Consider the following 16,749-nt stretch of genomic DNA (forward strand, 5'->3'; position numbering starts at 1 on the left):
CCTCGGGCGTCGCAGCCTCAGGCGTCGCCGCCCTCCTGCTTGACGTCGCGGACGGCAGTGGGGTCGTCGATGCGGTACTTCGCGGCTGCCTCGACGGCCTTGTCCATCGGCAGCTCGCCGGCGTCGGCGAGGGCCTGCAGCGCCTGCACGACGACGCTGTGGGCATCGACGTTGAAGAAGCGTCGCGCGGCCGGTCGGGTGTCGGCGAAGCCGAAGCCGTCGGTGCCCAGCACGCGGAAGTCCGCAGGGACCCAGCGCGCGATCTGCAACGGCACCGCACACATGAAGTCGGACACGGCCACCACCGGACCCGCCACGTCGGCGAGCTTGTCGGAGACGTAGGCGGTGTGCTTGGGCTCCCCGGGGTGCAGGAGGTTCCACGACTCGGCGGAGACGGCGTCGCGGGCGAGCTCGTTCCACGAGGTGACCGACCAGGTGTCGGCACGTACGCCCCACTCGTCGGCGAGGATCTGCGCCGCCTCGGTCGCCCAGGGCATCGCCACGCCCGACGCCATCAGCTGCACGCGCGGGCCGTCGCCCTCGGCGACCCCGACCCGGTGGATGCCGCGCAGGATGCCGTCGACGTCGACGTCCTCGGGCTGCGCCGGCATCGAGACGGGCTCGTTGTAGACGGTGATGTAGTAGATGACGTCCTCGGCGTCGGCGCCGTACATCCGCTCGAGCCCCGCCTGCATGATGTGGCTGACCTCGTAGGCGTAGGCCGGGTCGTAGTGCACCACCGCGGGGTTGGTCGCGGCGATCAGCGGCGAGTGGCCGTCGGCGTGCTGCAGTCCCTCACCGGTCAGTGTCGTGCGGCCCGCGGTGGCGCCGATGAGGAAGCCCCGGGCGAGCTGGTCGGCCATCGCCCAGATCGAGTCGGCCGTGCGCTGGAAGCCGAACATCGAGTAGAAGATGTAGAACGGGATCATGTGCTCGCCGTGGGTGGAGTACGTCGATCCGGCGGCCGTGGCAGAGGCGACGGCACCCGCCTCGGAGATGCCCTCGTGCAGCATCTGGCCCTGGGCCGACTCCTTGTAGGCGAGCAGCAGCTTGCGGTCGACGGACTCGTACTGCTGACCGCCGGGGTTGTAGACCTTCGCGCTCGGGAACATCGAGTCCATGCCGAACGTGCGGTACTCGTCGGGCGCGATCGGGACGATGCGGTCGCCGATCTCGGGGTCCTTCATCCAGTCCTTGAGGAGCCGGACGAGGGCCATGGTGGTGGCGATCTTGTTCTTGCCCGAGCCCTGCTTGAGCTCGGCGTACATCTCGTTGCCGGGCAGCTTGAGGTCGGCGGCGCGCTTGACGCGCTTGGGCAGTGAACCGCCCAGGGCCTTGCGGCGCTCCAGCATGTACTCGATCTCGGGGGAGTCGGTGCCGGGGTGGAAGAACGGCGCGCCACCGGTCTTCTCGTAGGACTCCTCGAGCTCGCGGTCGCTGATCGGGAGGTAGAGCCGGTCGCGGTACTTCTTCAGGTCGGCCGGCGTCAGCTTCTTCATCTGGTGGGTCGCGTTCTTGCCCTCGAGGGCGTCGATCGTCCAGCCCTTGATGGTGTGGGCCAGGATCACCGTGGGCTGGCCGGCGTGCTTCGAGGCGGCGTCGAAGGCGGAGTAGACCTTGCGGTAGTCGTGGCCACCGCGCGGCAGCTTCTCGATCTGGCTGTCGGTCATGTGCTCGACCATGGCCTTGAGCCGGGTGTCCCCGCCGAAGAAGTGGTCGCGGACGTAGCCGCCGTCCTCGGTGGAGTAGGTCTGGAACTGGCCGTCGGGCGTGGTGTTCATCTGGTTGACCAGCACGCCGTCGACGTCCTTGGCGAGCAGGGCGTCCCACTCGCGACCCCAGATCACCTTGATGACGTTCCAGCCGGCGCCACGGAAGTTGGCCTCGAGCTCCTGGATGATCTTGCCGTTGCCGGTCACCGGTCCGTCGAGCTGCTGCAGGTTGCAGTTGATGACCCAGGTGAGGTTGTCGAGCTCCTCTCGGGCGGCGATGCGGATCGCGCCCAGCGACTCGGGCTCGGCCATCTCCCCGTCGCCGAGGAAGGCCCAGACGCGCTGGTCGCTGGTGTCCTTGATGCCACGGTTGGACAGGTAGCGGTTGAACCGCGCCTGGTAGATCGAGTTGATGCCGGTGAGGCCCATGGAGACGGTGGGGAACTCCCAGAAGTCCGGCATCAGGCGGGGGTGCGGGTAGGAGGGCAGGCCGGCACCGACGCCGTGCTGGACCTCCTGGCGGAAGCGGTAGAGCTGCTCCTGGGTCAGTCGGCCCTCGAGGAACGCGCGGGCGTAGATGCCCGGCGAGCCGTGGCCCTGGATGTAGATCTGGTCGCCGCCGCCGGGGTGGTCCTTGCCGCGGAAGAAGTGGTTGAAGCCGACCTCGTAGAGGCTCGCTGCGGACTGGTACGTCGCGATGTGCCCGCCGACCTCGAGGCCCTTGCGGTTGGCGCTGGAGACCATGACCGCGGCGTTCCAGCGGATGAAGGCGCGGATGCGCCGCTCGATGTCCTCGTCGCCGGGGAACCACGGCTCGCGCTCGGGCGGGATGGTGTTGATGTAGTCGGTGCTGCGCAGCGCCGGGACGCCGACCTGCTTCTCCCGCGCACGCTCCAGGAGCCGCAGCATGACGTAGCGAGCGCGCTCGCGGCCGCGTCCGTCCAGCATCGCGTCGAACGAGTCGAGCCACTCGAGTGTCTCGTCGGGATCGATGTCGGGCAGCTGGGTGGGCAGGCCCTCGTGGATCACGGCTCGCGCGGTCGGCGCCGGTGCCGGTGTGGGGGTCATTGTGTTGTTCGACTCATCACTCACCCGAGCATCGTGTCACGCCAAATGCCCTCATGAAATCTACTGACGAGTTGCACAAGTGGGGGCCACGTTGCGGGACAGGGTTGCGTCGCTGCGCCAACTCCGGTGGACTACCCCCACTCCGTCGGCCATTTGCCGGCGGAGAACCGAAAGCCGCCAGTACAGGCGGACCTCGACGAACGGAGGCGTGGCGTGAGCTCGACGATGGGTGGCGGAGCTGCCCAGGCAACAGGTGCCGCAGAGCGGCTGGGCATGACGCCCGGCATGGTCATCCAGGAACTCGGCTGGGACAACGACACCGACGACGAGCTCAGGGTCGCGATCGAGGACGCCATCGACGCGGACATGGTCGACGCCGACTACGGCAACGTCGTCGACGCGGTCCTGCTCTGGTGGCGCGAGGAGGACGGCGATCTCGTCGACGGTCTCGTCGACTCGCTGACCGACCTGGTCGGAGGTGGCGTCATCTGGCTGCTCACCCCCAAGGTCGGCCGTCCCAACTCGGTGGATGCCGCAGACATCGCGGAGGCGGCCCCGGTGGCCGGACTCGCGCAGACCACGACGGCCGCAGTCAGCAAGGACTGGCAGGCCACGCGACTGGTCACGCCGAAGACCCCTGCGTGACGCGCCCCCGCGACCGCCGACGACCCCAGGAACTGACTTGAGCAAGCTGACCGACCGCGCAGCCAACGTGTCCACGTCGTTGAAGGTGCTGGGGGGCGCGGGCATCATCCGGCCCTACGGCCCCCGCACCCTGGCGGGTCTGGGCCGGACCGTCATCCGCTGGGGGACCGGTCCCGCGGGTGGCTTCATGACGCTCGCCGTGCGCCACCCGGACCGCGTGGGACTCGTCGACGAGCTCGGTGAGCTCACGTTCGGCGAGATGCACGGGCGCAGCAACGCCCTGGCCCGTGGCCTCGCCGCCCTGGGGGTCAAGGAGGGCGACTCCGTCGCCGTCATGTGTCGCAACCACCGCGGGTTCGTGGACGCCACGATCGCCGTGGCCAAGCTCGGCGCCGACATCCTCTACCTCAACACCGCGTTCGCCGGCCCGCAGCTCGTCGACGTGATCGCACGCGAGAAGCCGGCCGTCGTGGTGCACGACGAGGAGTTCACCGACCTGCTCGCCGGCGCCGACGTCGCCACGCGCGTCGTGGGCTGGAGCGACGGGGCGACCGACTGCGTCGCCACCTTGGAGTCGCTGATCGCCGCCAACGACCACGGCGACCTCACGCCGCCCACCCGGCACGCCCGCATCGTGATCCTCACGTCGGGGACGACCGGCACGCCCAAGGGTGCGCCGCGCAAGGAGGCCGGGATCCCGGCCGCCGTGTCCCTGCTCTCGCGGATGCCGCTGCACTTCGGCTGGCGCACCCACATCGCGGCCCCGCTGTTCCACACGTGGGGCTTCGCCCACTTCGCGCTGTCGATGCTGCTCGGCTCGACCGTCGTGCTGCGCCGGCGCTTCGACCCCGAGGACGTCCTGCGCGTCGTCGAGGACAACGACTGCGAGTCGCTGGTCGTCATCCCCGTCATGCTCCAGCGCATCCTTGGCCTCGACGAGGACGTGCTGTCGCGCTACTCGCTGCCGACCCTGCAGGTCGTCGCGTCGTCGGGCTCCGCGCTGCCGGGCGAGCTCGCGCTGACGTGGATGGACCGCTTCGGCGACAACCTCTACAACATCTACGGTTCGACCGAGGTGGCGTGGGCGACCATCGCGACCCCCGAGGACCTGCGTGCGGCGCCCTCGTCGGCCGGCAAGCCGCCGCACAACACCGTCGTGCGTCTCTTCGACGACGCCGACCGGCCCGTGCCCACCGGCGCCACCGGTCGCATCTTCGTCGGCAACAGCCTCCTCTTCGAGGGCTACACCGGCGGCGGCTCGAAGGCCATGGTCGAGGGCCTGATGTCCAGCGGCGACGTCGGTCGCTTCGACGCCGACGGTCGGTTGTACGTCGAGGGGCGCGATGACGAGATGATCGTCTCGGGCGGCGAGAACGTCTTCCCCAAGGAGGTCGAGGACTGCCTGGTCGGCCACGCGTGCGTGGTGGAGGCGGCGGCCGTCGGCATCGACGACGCGGAGTTCGGAAAGCGCCTGCGCGCCTTCGTCGCGGTCAGCGGCGAGGTCACCGAGGACGAGCTCAAGGACCACGTCAAGGCCAACCTGGCGCGGTTCAAGGTGCCCAAGGAGATCGTGGTCATCCCCGAGCTGCCCCGCAACGCCACCGGCAAGATCCTCAAGCGTGAGCTCGTGTCCTGGGACGAGGAGGCATGACGGGTCTGCAACTGGGAGGCCCGGCGCCCGACTTCACCCTGCGCGACCAGTTCGGGCAGGACGTCACGCTGAGCAGCTATCGCGGCACCAAGGCCGTGGTGATCCTGTTCTACCCATACGCCTTCTCGGGTGTGTGCACCGGCGAGATGGCCGGCATCCGCGAGCGCCTCGACGAGTTCATGACCTTCGACACCGAGGTGCTCGCGATCTCGTGCGACCCGGTCTACTCGCTGCGTGCCTTCGCCGACGCCGAGGGTCTCAACTTCCCGCTGCTCTCCGACTTCTGGCCGCACGGCGAGATCGCGAAGGCCTTCGACGTGTTCGACGACGTCAAGGGCACCCCGCGGCGCTCCTCCTACGTCATCGACCGCGACGGCCAGCTGGCGTGGGCGGTCCACAACGCCAACCCGGAGGGCCGCGACCTCGACGAGCACCTGGCGCAGCTGCAGGCACTGGTCTGAACCAGTTGGAAGAAATTTCAGCCTGTTTTCCGCAAAACGGCTGACAGGTCTTGAACGGCCCCCGTAATCTTCCTCTTGTTGAACCGCTGGTGACCCGAGACGCCAGCGGTTCAGCTCATTTCATAGGGTGTTGCCCTGCGCGTCGGTAGCTCAGCGGTAGAGCACTCGGTTTACACCCGAGCGGTCGGCGGTTCGAAACCGTCCCGACGCACCCAGCTCCATGAGAGTCCTCTCATCGAGACCTCATCGCCTCCTCACGCCTCGCGTCCAAGGTGGATCCACCCACCGGAGCCGATGGCTCCCGACGAGAGGATCCACGATGAAGAACCTTCTCCCGACTGCCCTGCTCGGCGTCGCCGGCGCCACGGCGATCGGCCTGGTCGCCATGCAGGCCCCGGCCGTCAACGCCGACGAGGCCTTGAAGCGCGAGGACGGTGCCGTCGAGCTGGTGCTGGTCGCCGACGACGATGACGACGACACCGCCGACGGCGACACGGACGGCGGCGACGACACGCGCTCGCGGAGCCGTGAGACCAACGACAACACCAACAGCCGCTTCAGCGCGGTCAGCCGCGACCGCGACCTCAGCCGCGGCGACCTGACCCGCGACTGGACCACCGATGGTGCGGGCGACAAGAAGCGCGACTGGTCGGCGAACAGCACCAACGACCGCAGCCGCAACGACACGCGTCGTTGAGCGTCATGACGGAGCTCGCCGAGGCCGTCGGGTCGAGCTGGCGGCTCGCCGACGGGGACGCGATCACCCCCGAGCTGACGGCTGTCCGCAAGCTCGGGGGCGGAGCGGCCTACGAAGCGTGGCTCGCCTTCGACGAGGTGACCTACTCACCGGTCGTGGTCAAGCTGCTGCGCCCTGACCAGCTGGACAGCGCCTCCTCCCGTCGCGGGCTGCGTCGGGAGGTGGCGGCACTGGCCGCGGTCAACCACCCCGTCGTGGTGCGCGGTCTTCGCCACGACCTCGACGGACCCCGTCCGCACGTCGTCCTCGAGCACATCGACGGGCCACGCCTGTCCTCACTCGTACGCCGCTACGGGCCGCTGCAGGAGCAGCAGTACCTCCCGCTGGCGATCGACGTGGCCGCGGCCCTGCACTACCTGGGCCGCATCGGCTGGACCCACCTCGACATCAAGCCGAGCAACATCATCATGGGCGCTCCTGCTCGCCTGATCGACCTGTCGGTCGCCCGACCCCTGCAGGACGCGCGGGAGCTTCGGCACCTGATCGGGACCGACGCCTACATGGCGCCCGAGCAGTGCGACCCCGGCACGGTGCGACCCTGCGGCGCCAGTGACGTGTGGGGCCTGGGAGCGACCCTGTTCGAGGCCGTGGCCGGCCGTCGCGCGTTCGCCGACCCGCAGCCGCGGGCGGAGGCCCTGGAGGAGCGGTTCCCGCAGCTCGGGACGGAGCCCGGGGCGCTGCCGGACGGCGTGCCACGCGAGGTCGTGTCGGTGATCGGGGCCATGCTCGCGCGCGACCCGGAGGCCCGCCCAGCGCCGTACGAGATCGTCGACGCCCTGGCGCCGGTGCTGGCGCGGCTGCCGCGCGGCAACCTCGCCGGCTTCAAGGTCCGTCGCTGATCAGGACGGCTTGAACCGGTAGCCCACCCCGCGCACGGTCTCGACGGCGTCGCTGCCGACCTTCTTGCGCAGGTAGCCGACGTAGACGTCGACGACGTTGGAGCCCGGGTCGAAGTCATAGCCCCAGACGTGGTCGAGCAGCTGTTCGCGGGTCAGCACCTGGCCGGGGTTGAGCATGAAGATCTCGGCCAGGGCGAACTCGCGGGCCGACAGGTCGAGCACCTCCCCGTGCACCGACACCCGACGGGTCCGCCGGTCGAGCACGACGCCGGCCACCTGGAGGATCTCCTCGTGCGGGCGGGCCTCGGTGTTGTCGGCGGTGCGCAGCCGCAGTCGAACCCGGGCCATCAGCTCGGCGAAGCGGAAGGGCTTGGCCATGTAGTCGTCGGCGCCGCTGTCGAGCGCGGTGACCGTGTCGGTGACGGAGTCGCGCGCGGTCAGGATGATCACCGGCATCCGGCTGCCCTGGGAGCGCAGCCGGTCGAGCACCTCGAAGCCGTCGAGGTCGGGGAGCCCGATGTCGAGCACCATCAGGTCGTAGCGGCCGGACAGCGCCTCGTCGAGCCCCGCAGGACCGTCGCCGACCACCGTCGGCTGGTGTCCCTCGGACCGGAGGCCCTTGGCGACGAACGACGCGATGCGCTGCTCGTCCTCGACGATCAGGATCTGGGCCATGGCGTGACCTCCTCGGTCGGCAGGGTGATCTCGAACCGGGCGCCCGTGGGCCGATCCCCGGGCGAGGTGTCGGCGAGCGACACCGTGCCCTGGTGGGCCTCCGCGATCGCGCGGACGATGGAGAGCCCGAGGCCGAAGCCCTCGTCGCCGGGACGGACCTGGCCGCGTCCGAAGCGCTCGAAGATCCGCTCGCGGATCTCCTCGGGAACGGACGGGCCGGTGTCGCGCACCCAGATGGTCGCCGTGGTGTCGGTGAGCGCGGACCCGATGGCGACGGTGTCGCCCGGGTCGGTGTGCTTGACGGCGTTGTCGGTGAGCTGGAGCACCGCTTGGGTGATGCGCTGCTCGTCGACCACGACGCTGCCGTCGGCAGCCGCGTCGAGCACCCACTCGCGGTCGCCCAGGACGCGTGCCTTGGCGAGGAGGTCGGTGGTGAGCTGGCCGAGGTCGACGGGCGCCGTGGTGAGGAAGTCGGGTCGTCGGGTCTTGGCCAGGACGATCAGGTCGCCCACGAGCCGCGACATCCGGTCGACCTCGTCGAGCAGCAGGTCGCGTGTCTCTGCGACCTCCTGCGGGTCGCCGAGGTCGAGGAGCTCGAGGTGGCCGCGCATCACCGTCAAGGGCGTCTTCAGCTCATGGCCGGCGTCGTCGAGGAACCGGCGCTGGTCGGTGAACCCGGCATCGAGCCGTTCCAGCATGAGGTTGATCGTCCGGGTCAGGGCCGTGATGTCGTCGTTTCCCTGCTCCGGGATCCGCCGCGACAGGTCGGTGGTGGTGATGTCGCGCGCGGTCTCCTCCAGGGTGCGCAGGGGAGCGAGCAAGCGGCCCGACTGGAGTCCGGCGATGGCGGTGATCAGCCCCAGCGACATCAACGCGACCAGCGTGTAGGTGCGCAGGGTCCGGTCGAGCTCGGTGTGCTCGTCGGCGAGGAAGTTGACGAGCACCAGGGCGCCGTCGCCCCCGGCGTTGCTGACCGGGACCAGCGTCACCCACACCTCCCCGAACCGCTCGGAGTCGATGACGCTGGTGCCGCCGTCGCGCGACGTCCGGTCGACCGCGGCCTGGTAGGCCGGCTCGTCGAGGATCTCCTGGCCGTACCGGTTCTTGGTACGCAGCGGCTTGGTGCCCTCCACGTAGCCCACCAGCATCTCGTCGTCGTCGGGCACGTTGCGGGTCAGGAAGACGTGCAGCAACCGCCCGACGTCGTCGAAGCGCTCACCGGTGCGGGGGTCGATGCGCAGCTCGCGGAACTCCGCGATCTCCTGGTCGATCTGGTCGTTCACCGCACGCTCGATGCGTGACGACTCGAGCGTGTGCACCAGCAGCCCCGCACCCGACATCGCGAGGGCGGTGAGCAACGCGATGACGACGGTGATGCGGGTGCGGACCGAGACCTGCGCGAGCCGGCGCCCGCGATCAGTCGTCCCGGTCGTCAGCGTCGTCTCCGCCCCTCGAGTCGTCTCCGCCCCTCGAGTCGTCATCGCCCCCATCATCGCCGCTGCCGTCGTCCGCGTCGTCTGCGTCGTCCACGGCGGTCGGCTGCGGGGTGACCACGCGGGCGGTGGCGGGCGGCGGGCTCGTCGGCGCGGGTGACTCCGAGCCCGGTGCGGTCGGTCCGGGGGTACGGCGCGGCCGCCTGCTCGCAGGGGCCGTGGGGGAGGGCGGGTCGTGGATGATGACCGGCCCGCGGTCGGCGGGCTCGCCCGCGCCCGAGGAGGAGAGCGACACGGCGACGTACGCCGTCATCGGCACGACGAGCGCCAGGGCGATCAGCGCCTTCAGCCACGGGGTCATGCCGCGATGATGCACCGGCAGCGTGGCGACGAGGTGAGAAGAGGATGAGAACTCTCTCATCGAAGGGGGCGGACGAGTGGTGCTGCGTGTCACAGTATGCGCATGTTCGTGCCATTCTCCGTGACCGATTTCCTCGACCGCGCCCGCGTCGTCTACGCCGATCGAGTGGGGGTGATCGACGAACCCGACCAGCCTGCATCGCCGCTCGGCGACCTGACCTACGGCCAGGTGGCGGCGCTCGCTCGCCGCCAGGCGGCCAGGCTCGACGAGCTCGGCATCGCGGTCGGCGACCGCGTGGCCGTCGTCTCCCACAACAGCGCCCGCCTGCTGACGTCGTTCTTCGGGGTCTCCGGCTCCGGTCGCGTGCTGGTGCCGATCAACTTCCGCCTGCGCCCCGACGAGGTGTCCTACATCGTCGAGCACTCCGGGGCGCGGGTCCTGTACGTCGACCCCGAGCTCGACGAGGCCCTCGCGGGCGTCACCGCGGAGCACCGCTTCGTGCTCGGCGACGACGAGGCGCTCTACGCCGCCGAGGGCGTGGAGCCGCGCGAGTGGGAGCCTGACGAGTCGGCCACGGCCTGCATCAACTACACGTCCGGGACCACGGCACGGCCCAAGGGCGTGCAGATCACCCACCGCAACATCTGGACCAACGCGGTCACGTTCGGCATGCACGCCGGCGTCACCGATCGTGACGTCTACCTGCACACGCTGCCGATGTTCCACGCCAACGGCTGGGGGATGCCCTTCGCCATGACCGGGCTCGGTGTCCCGCAGGTGGTCATCCGCAAGATCGACGGAGCCGAGATCCTGCGCCGGGTCGAGAAGCACGGCGTCACGGTCATGTGCGCGGCCCCTGCCGTGGTCGCGGCCGTCCTCGAGGCGGCCGCCGACTGGGACGGCGAGATCCCCGGCCGCGACAAGGTGCGGATCATCGTGGCCGGTGCGCCGCCCCCGACGAAGACGATCGTGCGGGTGGAGGAGGAGCTCGGCTGGGAGTTCATCCAGATCTACGGCCTCACCGAGACCTCGCCACTGCTCACGATCAACCGCTCGCGCGCCGAATGGGACGACCTCGCGCCCGAGGAGCGGGCGAGCAGGCTCGTGCGCGCCGGCGCCCCGGCCATCGGCGTACGCCTCGCGACCGATGCGGAGGGCGAGGTGCTCGCGCGATCCAACGTGGTGCTCGAGGGCTACTGGGAGCAGCCCGAGGAGTCCGCGAAGGCGTTGGCCGACGGCTGGTTCCACACCGGCGACGGCGGCGTGATCGGCGACGACGGCTATCTCACGATCAGCGACCGGAAGAAGGACGTGATCATCACCGGTGGTGAGAACGTCTCCTCGATCGAGGTCGAGGACGTGCTGTTCTCCCACCCGGCCGTGGCCGAGGTGGCGGTGATCGGCGTCCCCAGCGAGAAGTGGGGCGAGACGATCAAGGCGCTCGTCGTGCTGGGGCCGGGGGAGCAGGCCGACGAGGCCGAGCTGATCGCGTGGTGCAAGGACAAGGCGGCGGGCTACAAGGCGCCGACCTCGATCGAGTTCCGCGACGAGCTGGCGCGTACGGCGACCGGCAAGCTGCAGAAGTTCAAGCTGCGCCAGCCCTACTGGGACGGGCAGGACCGCCAGGTCAACTGAGGTGGCTGGCTAGATTGACGCCATGCCACTCACCCCGCCCCGGCTCCGCGACGTCGTCGACCTGATCCACGGCTGGTACCCGCCGGCCACGGCCGACTCGTGGGACGCGGTCGGGCTGGTCGCGGGCGACCCCGCGGCCGAGGTCGCCAAGGTGATGTTCGCCGTCGACCCCACCCTGGAGGTCGCGCGGGAGGCGGTCGAGTGGGGTGCCGACCTGCTGGTCGTGCACCACCCGCTCTTCCTGAGCGGGGTGCACAGCGTCGCGGCGACCACGCCGAAGGGGCGCACCCTGCACACGCTGACGCAGGGCGGCTGCGCCCTGCTGACGGCCCACACCAACGCCGACCAGGCGCTCGACGGGGTCTCCGAGGCGCTCGCCAGCGCGCTGGGCCTCAGCGACCTGACCCCGATCCGCCCGGCTCCCGGTGTCGCGTTGGACAAGGTCGTCACGTTCGTCCCGCACGAGCACGCCGAGTCGGTGCGAGCTGCCCTGGCCGCTGCCGGTGCCGGCACGCTCGGCGACTACGACTCCTGCACCTTCTCCACACCGGGCGAGGGGCGCTTCCGCCCGCTCGACGGGGCGGCGCCGGTGATCGGTGAGGTCGGCTCCCTGGAGGTCGTGCCCGAGACGCGGGTGGAGTCGGTGCTGCCGCGCACCCACCGGGCCCGCGTCGTGCGCGCCCTCCTGGCGGCGCATCCCTACGAGGAGCCCGCCTTCGACGTCCTCGAGCTGGCCGACCCCCGCACCGCCGCCACCGGCACCGGCCGGATCGGCACGGTCCCCGAGATGTCGCTGCGCGACTTCGCCGCACAGGTCGCGGCTGCGCTGCCGGCCACCGCCCACGGGGTGCGGGTCGCGGGCGACCCCGACCGGGTCGTACGGCGGGTGGCGGTCTGCGGAGGCGCGGGGGACTTCCTCCTCGACGAGCTGTCCTCGGCCGACGTGGACGCCTACGTCACCAGCGACCTCAGGCACCACCGGGCCGGTGAGTTCCGCGAGCACGCGGGCCCGGCGCTGGTGGACGTCGCGCACTGGGCGGCCGAGTCGACGTGGCTGCCGGTGGTGGAGAGGAAGCTCCGCGCCGCGATGGGCGATACGGTGGGCACTCGCGTCAGCGCCCTGTCCACCGATCCGTGGCAGTTCCGCGTCTGAGCACCCCCATCTGAAGAAGTCCGACCCGAGGAGTCCCCCGTCTTGAAGGCCGACCCGTCCGCGCAGCAGCAGCTCCTCGCCGTACAGGAGCTGGACTCGCGTGCCGACCAGCTCCGTCACCAGCGGGCGAACCTGCCCGAGATCGTCCGCATCACCGAGCTGGAGACCGGCCGTGGTGACGTCGACGACCGCCTGCGCGACGCGCGCATCGTCGTCGACGACCTCACGGTGGAGCAGAAGAAGGCCGACGCCGACGTCGAGCAGGTCAAGACGCGGCGCACCCGCGACCGCGACCGCATGGACCAGGGGCTGATCACCAACCCCAAGGACCTGGAGCGGATGCAGCACGAGCTGGAGTCGCTCGAGCGGCGGATCAACTCGCTGGAGGACTCCGAGCTGGAGATCATGGAGCGGCTCGAGGAGGCGCAGCGCACGGCTGACACCCTCGCCGCGCAGCTGGCCGAGACCGACAGCCAGATCGCCGAGCTGAAGGTCGCCCGCGACGCCCGGTGGGTCGAGATCGACGCGTCGCTCGCGGAGTGCGAGACGGCTCGCGCAGCGACGGTCGAGGGCCTGCCCGAGGACCTGCTGGCGCTCTACGAACGACTGCGCGCCCAGAAGGGTGGCGTCGGCGCGGCTGCGCTGCGCGCGCGCCAGTGCGGCGGCTGCCAGCTCACGATCGACCCCGCCGAGCTCGGTGTGATCCGGGCGAAGGCGGCCGACGAGGTCGTGCGCTGCGAGGAGTGCACCCGGATCCTGGTCCGCACCTCTGAGTCCGGCATCTGACCCGAGGCTCAGACCTCGCGCACGACCACGTCGAGCTGGCTGCCACGCAGCGTCGGCTCGCCCAGCTCGACGTGCCAGCCCAGGTCGGCGATCGCGCTCGCGAGCGCCTTGGGGGTGCGCGGGTTGGCGCCGCTCTCCAGCAGGTCGTGGATGATCCGGCCCTTGGTGGCCTTGTTGAAGTGGCTGACCACCTTGCGGGTCCCGGCGACCTCGTGGAGCACCCGCACGGTCGCCACCCGGATCGGGCTCGTGGTCGGAGGTCGCCAGAACGCGGCGTACATCGTGGACCGCAGGTCCATCAGCAGGCCGGAGCCGACGGCGTCCTCGACGGCCGAGCCCAGCACGTCGCGCCACAGGCCGGCGACCGGGCCGAGGCCGGGGAGCGAGACGTCGCCGGAGAGGCGGTAGGCCGGGATCCGGTCGCCGGGTCGGACCAGGCCGAAGACGGAGCTGGTGATCGCGACCCGGCTGGTGGCGCGTCGCTTCGCGGCGCTGGAGAGGGTGTCGAAGCCGAGTGCGTCGTAGAGGACGCCGGTGTAGACGGCGTCCGCGCGAGCGGTCGGGGCGGTGCGCACCCGCGCGTTCAGCGCGACGAGGTCGGCCTGGGTGCCGCCGAGCCCGAGCACCTCGGCTGCGTCCGGTCGCTCGGCCAGGTCGACCAGGGCGTCGAGGACCTGCTCGCGGGTGGCGGTGAGCGTGGGCGAGGAGAGGGTGCCCGTGTCGAGCGGGCGACCCCGGCGTGGAGCGGACTTGCCCTCGCTGGGCGGCAGCAGGATCAGCACGCGCGCAAGAGTAGGGGGCCGACCCGGCGACCGATGTGGCTAGGGTCTTGGGCATGGCCAGCAACCGTGTGATCACCGTCCGCACCGCCGACTCCGTCGCCGGCGAGACCCTGCGCAGGGGCATCGAGGCGATCCAGGGCGAGATGAAGGTCTCCGCCGAGTTTCCGGCCGCCGTCGAGAAGGCGGCTGCCGAGGCAGCGGCCAACCCGCGGCTGCCCGAGCTCGACCTGACCGACCTGCCCTTCGTGACCATCGACCCGGAGACGGCGATGGACCTCGACCAGGCGATGTTCCTCGAGCGCGCCGGCGACGGCTTCGTCGTGCACTACGCCATCGCCGACCTCTCGGCGTTCATCACGCCCGGTGACCCCGTCGACGTGGAGGCCAACCGGCGCGGCGAGACGCTCTACGGCGCCGACTCGAAGGTGCCGCTGCACCCCAAGGTGATCTCCGAGGACGCCGGCTCGCTGCTGCCCGACCAGGTGCGTCCCGCCCTCGTCTGGCGGATCAACGTCGACGCGAGCGGCGAGGGCACCGACGTCACCGTCGAGCGGGCCCTGGTGAAGTCGCGGGCCAAGCTGTCGTACGCCGACGTGCAGGCCGACCTCGACGCCGGCAAGGCCGACGAGATGTTCACGATCCTGCGCGAGCTCGGCGAGCTGCGACTCGCGAGGGAGGCGGCCAGGGGCGGCATCTCGCTGCCGTTGCCCGAGCAGGAGATCGTCGACGAGGACGGCACCTGGCACCTCGAGTTCCGCCAGATGCTCCCGGTCGAGAACTGGAACGCGCAGATCTCGCTGCTCACCGGCTTCGCCGCTGCCTCGCTGATGGTCTACGCCCGCGTGGGACTGCTCCGCACGCTGCCGCCGGCCGACCCCCGCGACGTACAGCGTCTGCACCGCACGGCCCGCGCGCTGAAGATCGAGTGGCCGGCCGAGGTGCTCTACCCCGACTTCATCCGCTCGCTCGACGTGTCCTTGCCCAACCACGCGGCGATGGTGGTCGCGTGCACCCGGCTGCTCCGCGGCAGCGGCTACGTCGGCTTCAACGGTGAGCTGCCCGAGCAGGCCCAGCACTCGGCCCTGGCCTCGGAGTACGCCCACGTGACGGCGCCGCTGCGACGCCTCGTCGACCGCTACGCCCTCGAGATCTGCGTCGCGCTGTGCGCCGGTGAGGAGGTGCCCGACTGGGTGCTCACCAAGCTCGCGGACCTGCCCGACACCATGCGCGAGTCGGGTCGCCGGGCCAACCAGTACGAGAACTCGGTGCTCAACCTCGTCGAGGCCGCCGTCCTCGCGCCGCGTGTGGGGGAGTCGTTCCAGGGCGTCATCGTCGAGGCCGACGAGAAGGACGACCGCCGCGGAGAGGTCACCGTGCAGGACCCGGCCATCGAGGCCGTCGTCGCGGGATCGGCGTCGCTGCCCGTCGGGCAGGACGTCACCGTGAAGCTGACGACCGCCGACGTGACGACCCGCAAGGTCGAGTTCACCCTGGAGTGAGGCGCGGCCGTCCCGCCCCCGCCGAGCGGTGCTCACGCCCCCTCCGGACGGGCAGTTATCAGCACCGCATGCGCCGCCTAGCGTCGAACCGACGACACGAGGAGGCTTGCGATGGGTCAATGGTTCGAGACAGTCAACGAGGCGCAACGACGGGCGAAGAAGCGGCTGCCGCCGTCGGTCTACTCCGCCCTGCTCGCCGGGTCCGAGCGCGGGATCTCCTACGACGACAACACCCGGGCGTTCGGCCAGCTGGGCCTGGCGCCGCACGTGGCCGGCCTCTCGGCCAAGCGCGAGCTCGCCACCCGGGTGATGGGTCAGGACATCTCGATGCCGGTGATCATCTCGCCGACCGGGGTGCAGGCCGTGCACCCCGACGGTGAGGTGGCCGTGGCGCGTGCCGCCGCGGCGCGGGGTACGGCGATGGGCCTGAGCTCCTTCGCGAGCAAGCCGCTCACCGAGGTGATCGCGGCGAACTCGCAGACCTTCTTCCAGACCTACTGGATGGGCGACCGCGACGCGATGGTCCGCCGGATGGACCGGGCGCGCGAGGCGGGCGCGGTCGGGCTGATCGCCACCCTCGACTGGTCGTTCTCGCACGGCCGCGACTGGGGCAGCCCGCAGATCCCGGAGAAGCTCGATCTCAAGGCGATGGCGAAGTTCGCCCCCGAGGTGCTGCGTCGCCCATGGTGGCTCGCGGACTTCCTGCGCTCCGGAGCCCTGCCCGACCTGAGCGCACCCAACCTGGCCGAGCCGGGTGGGCAGGCGCCGACCTTCTTCGGGGCGTACGGCGAGTGGATGACCACGCCGCCGCCGTCGTGGGAGGACGTGGCCTGGCTCCGCGAGGAGTGGGGTGGCCCGTTCATGCTCAAGGGGATCTGCCGGGTCGACGACGCGCTCCGCGCCCGCGACGCGGGGGTCACCGCGATCTCCGTCTCCAACCACGGCGGCAACAACCTGGACGGCACCCCGGCCCCGATCAGGGTGCTGCCGTCGATCGCGGCCGCCGTCGGTGACGACGTCGAGGTGCTGCTCGACTCCGGCATCCGACGCGGCAGCGACGTCGTGAAGGCGGTGGCCCTCGGTGCCAAGGCCGTGATGATCGGTCGCGCCTACCTCTGGGGGCTCGCCGCCGGCGGCCAGCCGGGCGTCGAGAACGTCCTCGACATCCTGCGCGGCGGCATCGACTCCGCGCTGCTCGGGCTGGGCCACTCGTCGATCCACGACCTCACGCCCGACGACGTGATCGTCCCCGACGGGTTCACCCGCACCCTGGGCGTCCCGCGGTGGTGATT

Annotated in this window: 15 protein-coding genes and 1 tRNA gene; 11 read left to right on the forward strand and 5 right to left on the reverse strand. The window is 70.7% G+C overall.

Annotated elements, in window-relative coordinates:
- Positions 1-17 precede the first annotated feature (17 nt).
- Entirely contained in the window at positions 18-2,780 is a 2,763-nt protein-coding gene (aceE, locus tag C9J87_RS14360) for a pyruvate dehydrogenase (acetyl-transferring), homodimeric type (RefSeq protein ID WP_051204121.1), read from the reverse strand.
- 225 nt (positions 2,781-3,005) lie between these two features.
- Between aceE and C9J87_RS14365 the strand changes: the two genes are divergently transcribed.
- The 6 genes from C9J87_RS14365 (at position 3,006) to C9J87_RS14390 (ending at position 7,133) form a co-directional block, all read left to right on the forward strand.
- Positions 3,006-3,425, forward strand: a complete 420-nt coding sequence (locus C9J87_RS14365) for a DUF3052 domain-containing protein (RefSeq protein WP_036492281.1) — start codon at positions 3,006-3,008, stop codon at positions 3,423-3,425.
- 37 nt (positions 3,426-3,462) lie between these two features.
- On the forward strand, positions 3,463-5,076 hold the full coding sequence (locus tag C9J87_RS14370; protein ID WP_232820061.1) for an AMP-binding protein: 1,614 nt from the start codon (positions 3,463-3,465) through the stop codon (positions 5,074-5,076).
- Positions 5,073-5,537 carry a peroxiredoxin gene (locus tag C9J87_RS14375; protein ID WP_010832144.1) on the forward strand — a complete coding sequence of 155 codons (465 nt, stop codon included), beginning with the start codon at positions 5,073-5,075 and terminating at the stop codon, positions 5,535-5,537. The genes C9J87_RS14370 and C9J87_RS14375 overlap by 4 nt, the downstream gene beginning before the upstream one ends.
- A 139-nt stretch (positions 5,538-5,676) precedes the next feature.
- Positions 5,677-5,748 (forward strand) — tRNA-Val (locus tag C9J87_RS14380).
- Positions 5,749-5,856: 108 nt separating this feature from the next.
- Positions 5,857-6,234 carry a hypothetical protein gene (locus C9J87_RS14385; protein ID WP_010832145.1) on the forward strand — a complete coding sequence of 126 codons (378 nt, stop codon included), beginning with the start codon at positions 5,857-5,859 and terminating at the stop codon, positions 6,232-6,234.
- A gap of 5 nt (positions 6,235-6,239) precedes the next feature.
- Positions 6,240-7,133: a serine/threonine-protein kinase gene (locus tag C9J87_RS14390; RefSeq protein WP_010832146.1), complete on the forward strand. Its 894-nt coding sequence runs from the start codon at positions 6,240-6,242 to the stop codon at positions 7,131-7,133.
- Here C9J87_RS14390 and C9J87_RS14395 read toward each other — a convergent pair whose 3' ends face one another.
- From C9J87_RS14395 to C9J87_RS19730, 3 genes are read right to left on the reverse strand one after another with little or no spacing between them, the layout of a single operon-like run.
- Complete coding sequence (locus C9J87_RS14395; RefSeq protein WP_010832147.1) at positions 7,134-7,808, reverse strand: response regulator transcription factor; 675 nt, start codon at positions 7,806-7,808, stop codon at positions 7,134-7,136.
- Positions 7,793-9,289, reverse strand: coding sequence for a sensor histidine kinase (locus C9J87_RS14400; RefSeq protein ID WP_232820062.1), 1,497 nt, complete (start codon positions 9,287-9,289; stop codon positions 7,793-7,795). The genes C9J87_RS14395 and C9J87_RS14400 overlap by 16 nt, the downstream gene beginning before the upstream one ends.
- Positions 9,225-9,602: a hypothetical protein gene (locus C9J87_RS19730; protein WP_036490323.1), complete on the reverse strand. Its 378-nt coding sequence runs from the start codon at positions 9,600-9,602 to the stop codon at positions 9,225-9,227. The genes C9J87_RS14400 and C9J87_RS19730 overlap by 65 nt, the downstream gene beginning before the upstream one ends.
- Positions 9,603-9,704: 102 nt before the next feature.
- On the opposite strand from C9J87_RS19730, the gene C9J87_RS14410 reads away from it, so the two are divergent.
- The 3 genes from C9J87_RS14410 to C9J87_RS14420 are packed head-to-tail and all read left to right on the forward strand — an operon-like array spanning position 9,705 to position 13,176.
- The gene (locus tag C9J87_RS14410) at positions 9,705-11,237 is read left to right on the forward strand and encodes an AMP-binding protein (RefSeq protein ID WP_107705856.1); all 1,533 of its coding nucleotides are present in this window, start codon (positions 9,705-9,707) and stop codon (positions 11,235-11,237) included.
- 22 nt (positions 11,238-11,259) lie between these two features.
- Entirely contained in the window at positions 11,260-12,390 is a 1,131-nt protein-coding gene (locus C9J87_RS14415; RefSeq protein WP_010832151.1) for a Nif3-like dinuclear metal center hexameric protein, read from the forward strand.
- Positions 12,391-12,432: 42 nt separating this feature from the next.
- Positions 12,433-13,176 (forward strand): zinc ribbon domain-containing protein, encoded by a 744-nt coding sequence (locus C9J87_RS14420; protein ID WP_010832152.1) that lies wholly within the window; start codon positions 12,433-12,435, stop codon positions 13,174-13,176.
- 8 nt (positions 13,177-13,184) lie between these two features.
- Here C9J87_RS14420 and yaaA read toward each other — a convergent pair whose 3' ends face one another.
- A complete protein-coding gene (gene yaaA / locus C9J87_RS14425; RefSeq protein ID WP_107705857.1) occupies positions 13,185-13,958 on the reverse strand; it encodes a peroxide stress protein YaaA in 774 nt (257 codons plus the stop codon).
- Positions 13,959-14,011: 53 nt separating this feature from the next.
- Between yaaA and C9J87_RS14430 the strand changes: the two genes are divergently transcribed.
- Positions 14,012-15,457, forward strand: a complete 1,446-nt coding sequence (locus C9J87_RS14430; protein ID WP_036490326.1) for an RNB domain-containing ribonuclease — start codon at positions 14,012-14,014, stop codon at positions 15,455-15,457.
- Between the two features lie 111 nt (positions 15,458-15,568).
- On the forward strand, positions 15,569-16,747 hold the full coding sequence (gene mftD, locus C9J87_RS14435) for a pre-mycofactocin synthase MftD (protein ID WP_107705858.1): 1,179 nt from the start codon (positions 15,569-15,571) through the stop codon (positions 16,745-16,747).
- The last annotated feature ends 2 nt before the right edge of the window (positions 16,748-16,749 follow it).

The organism is Nocardioides allogilvus, from assembly GCF_003047285.1.
Classification (GTDB): Bacteria; Actinomycetota; Actinomycetes; order Propionibacteriales; family Nocardioidaceae; genus Nocardioides; species Nocardioides allogilvus.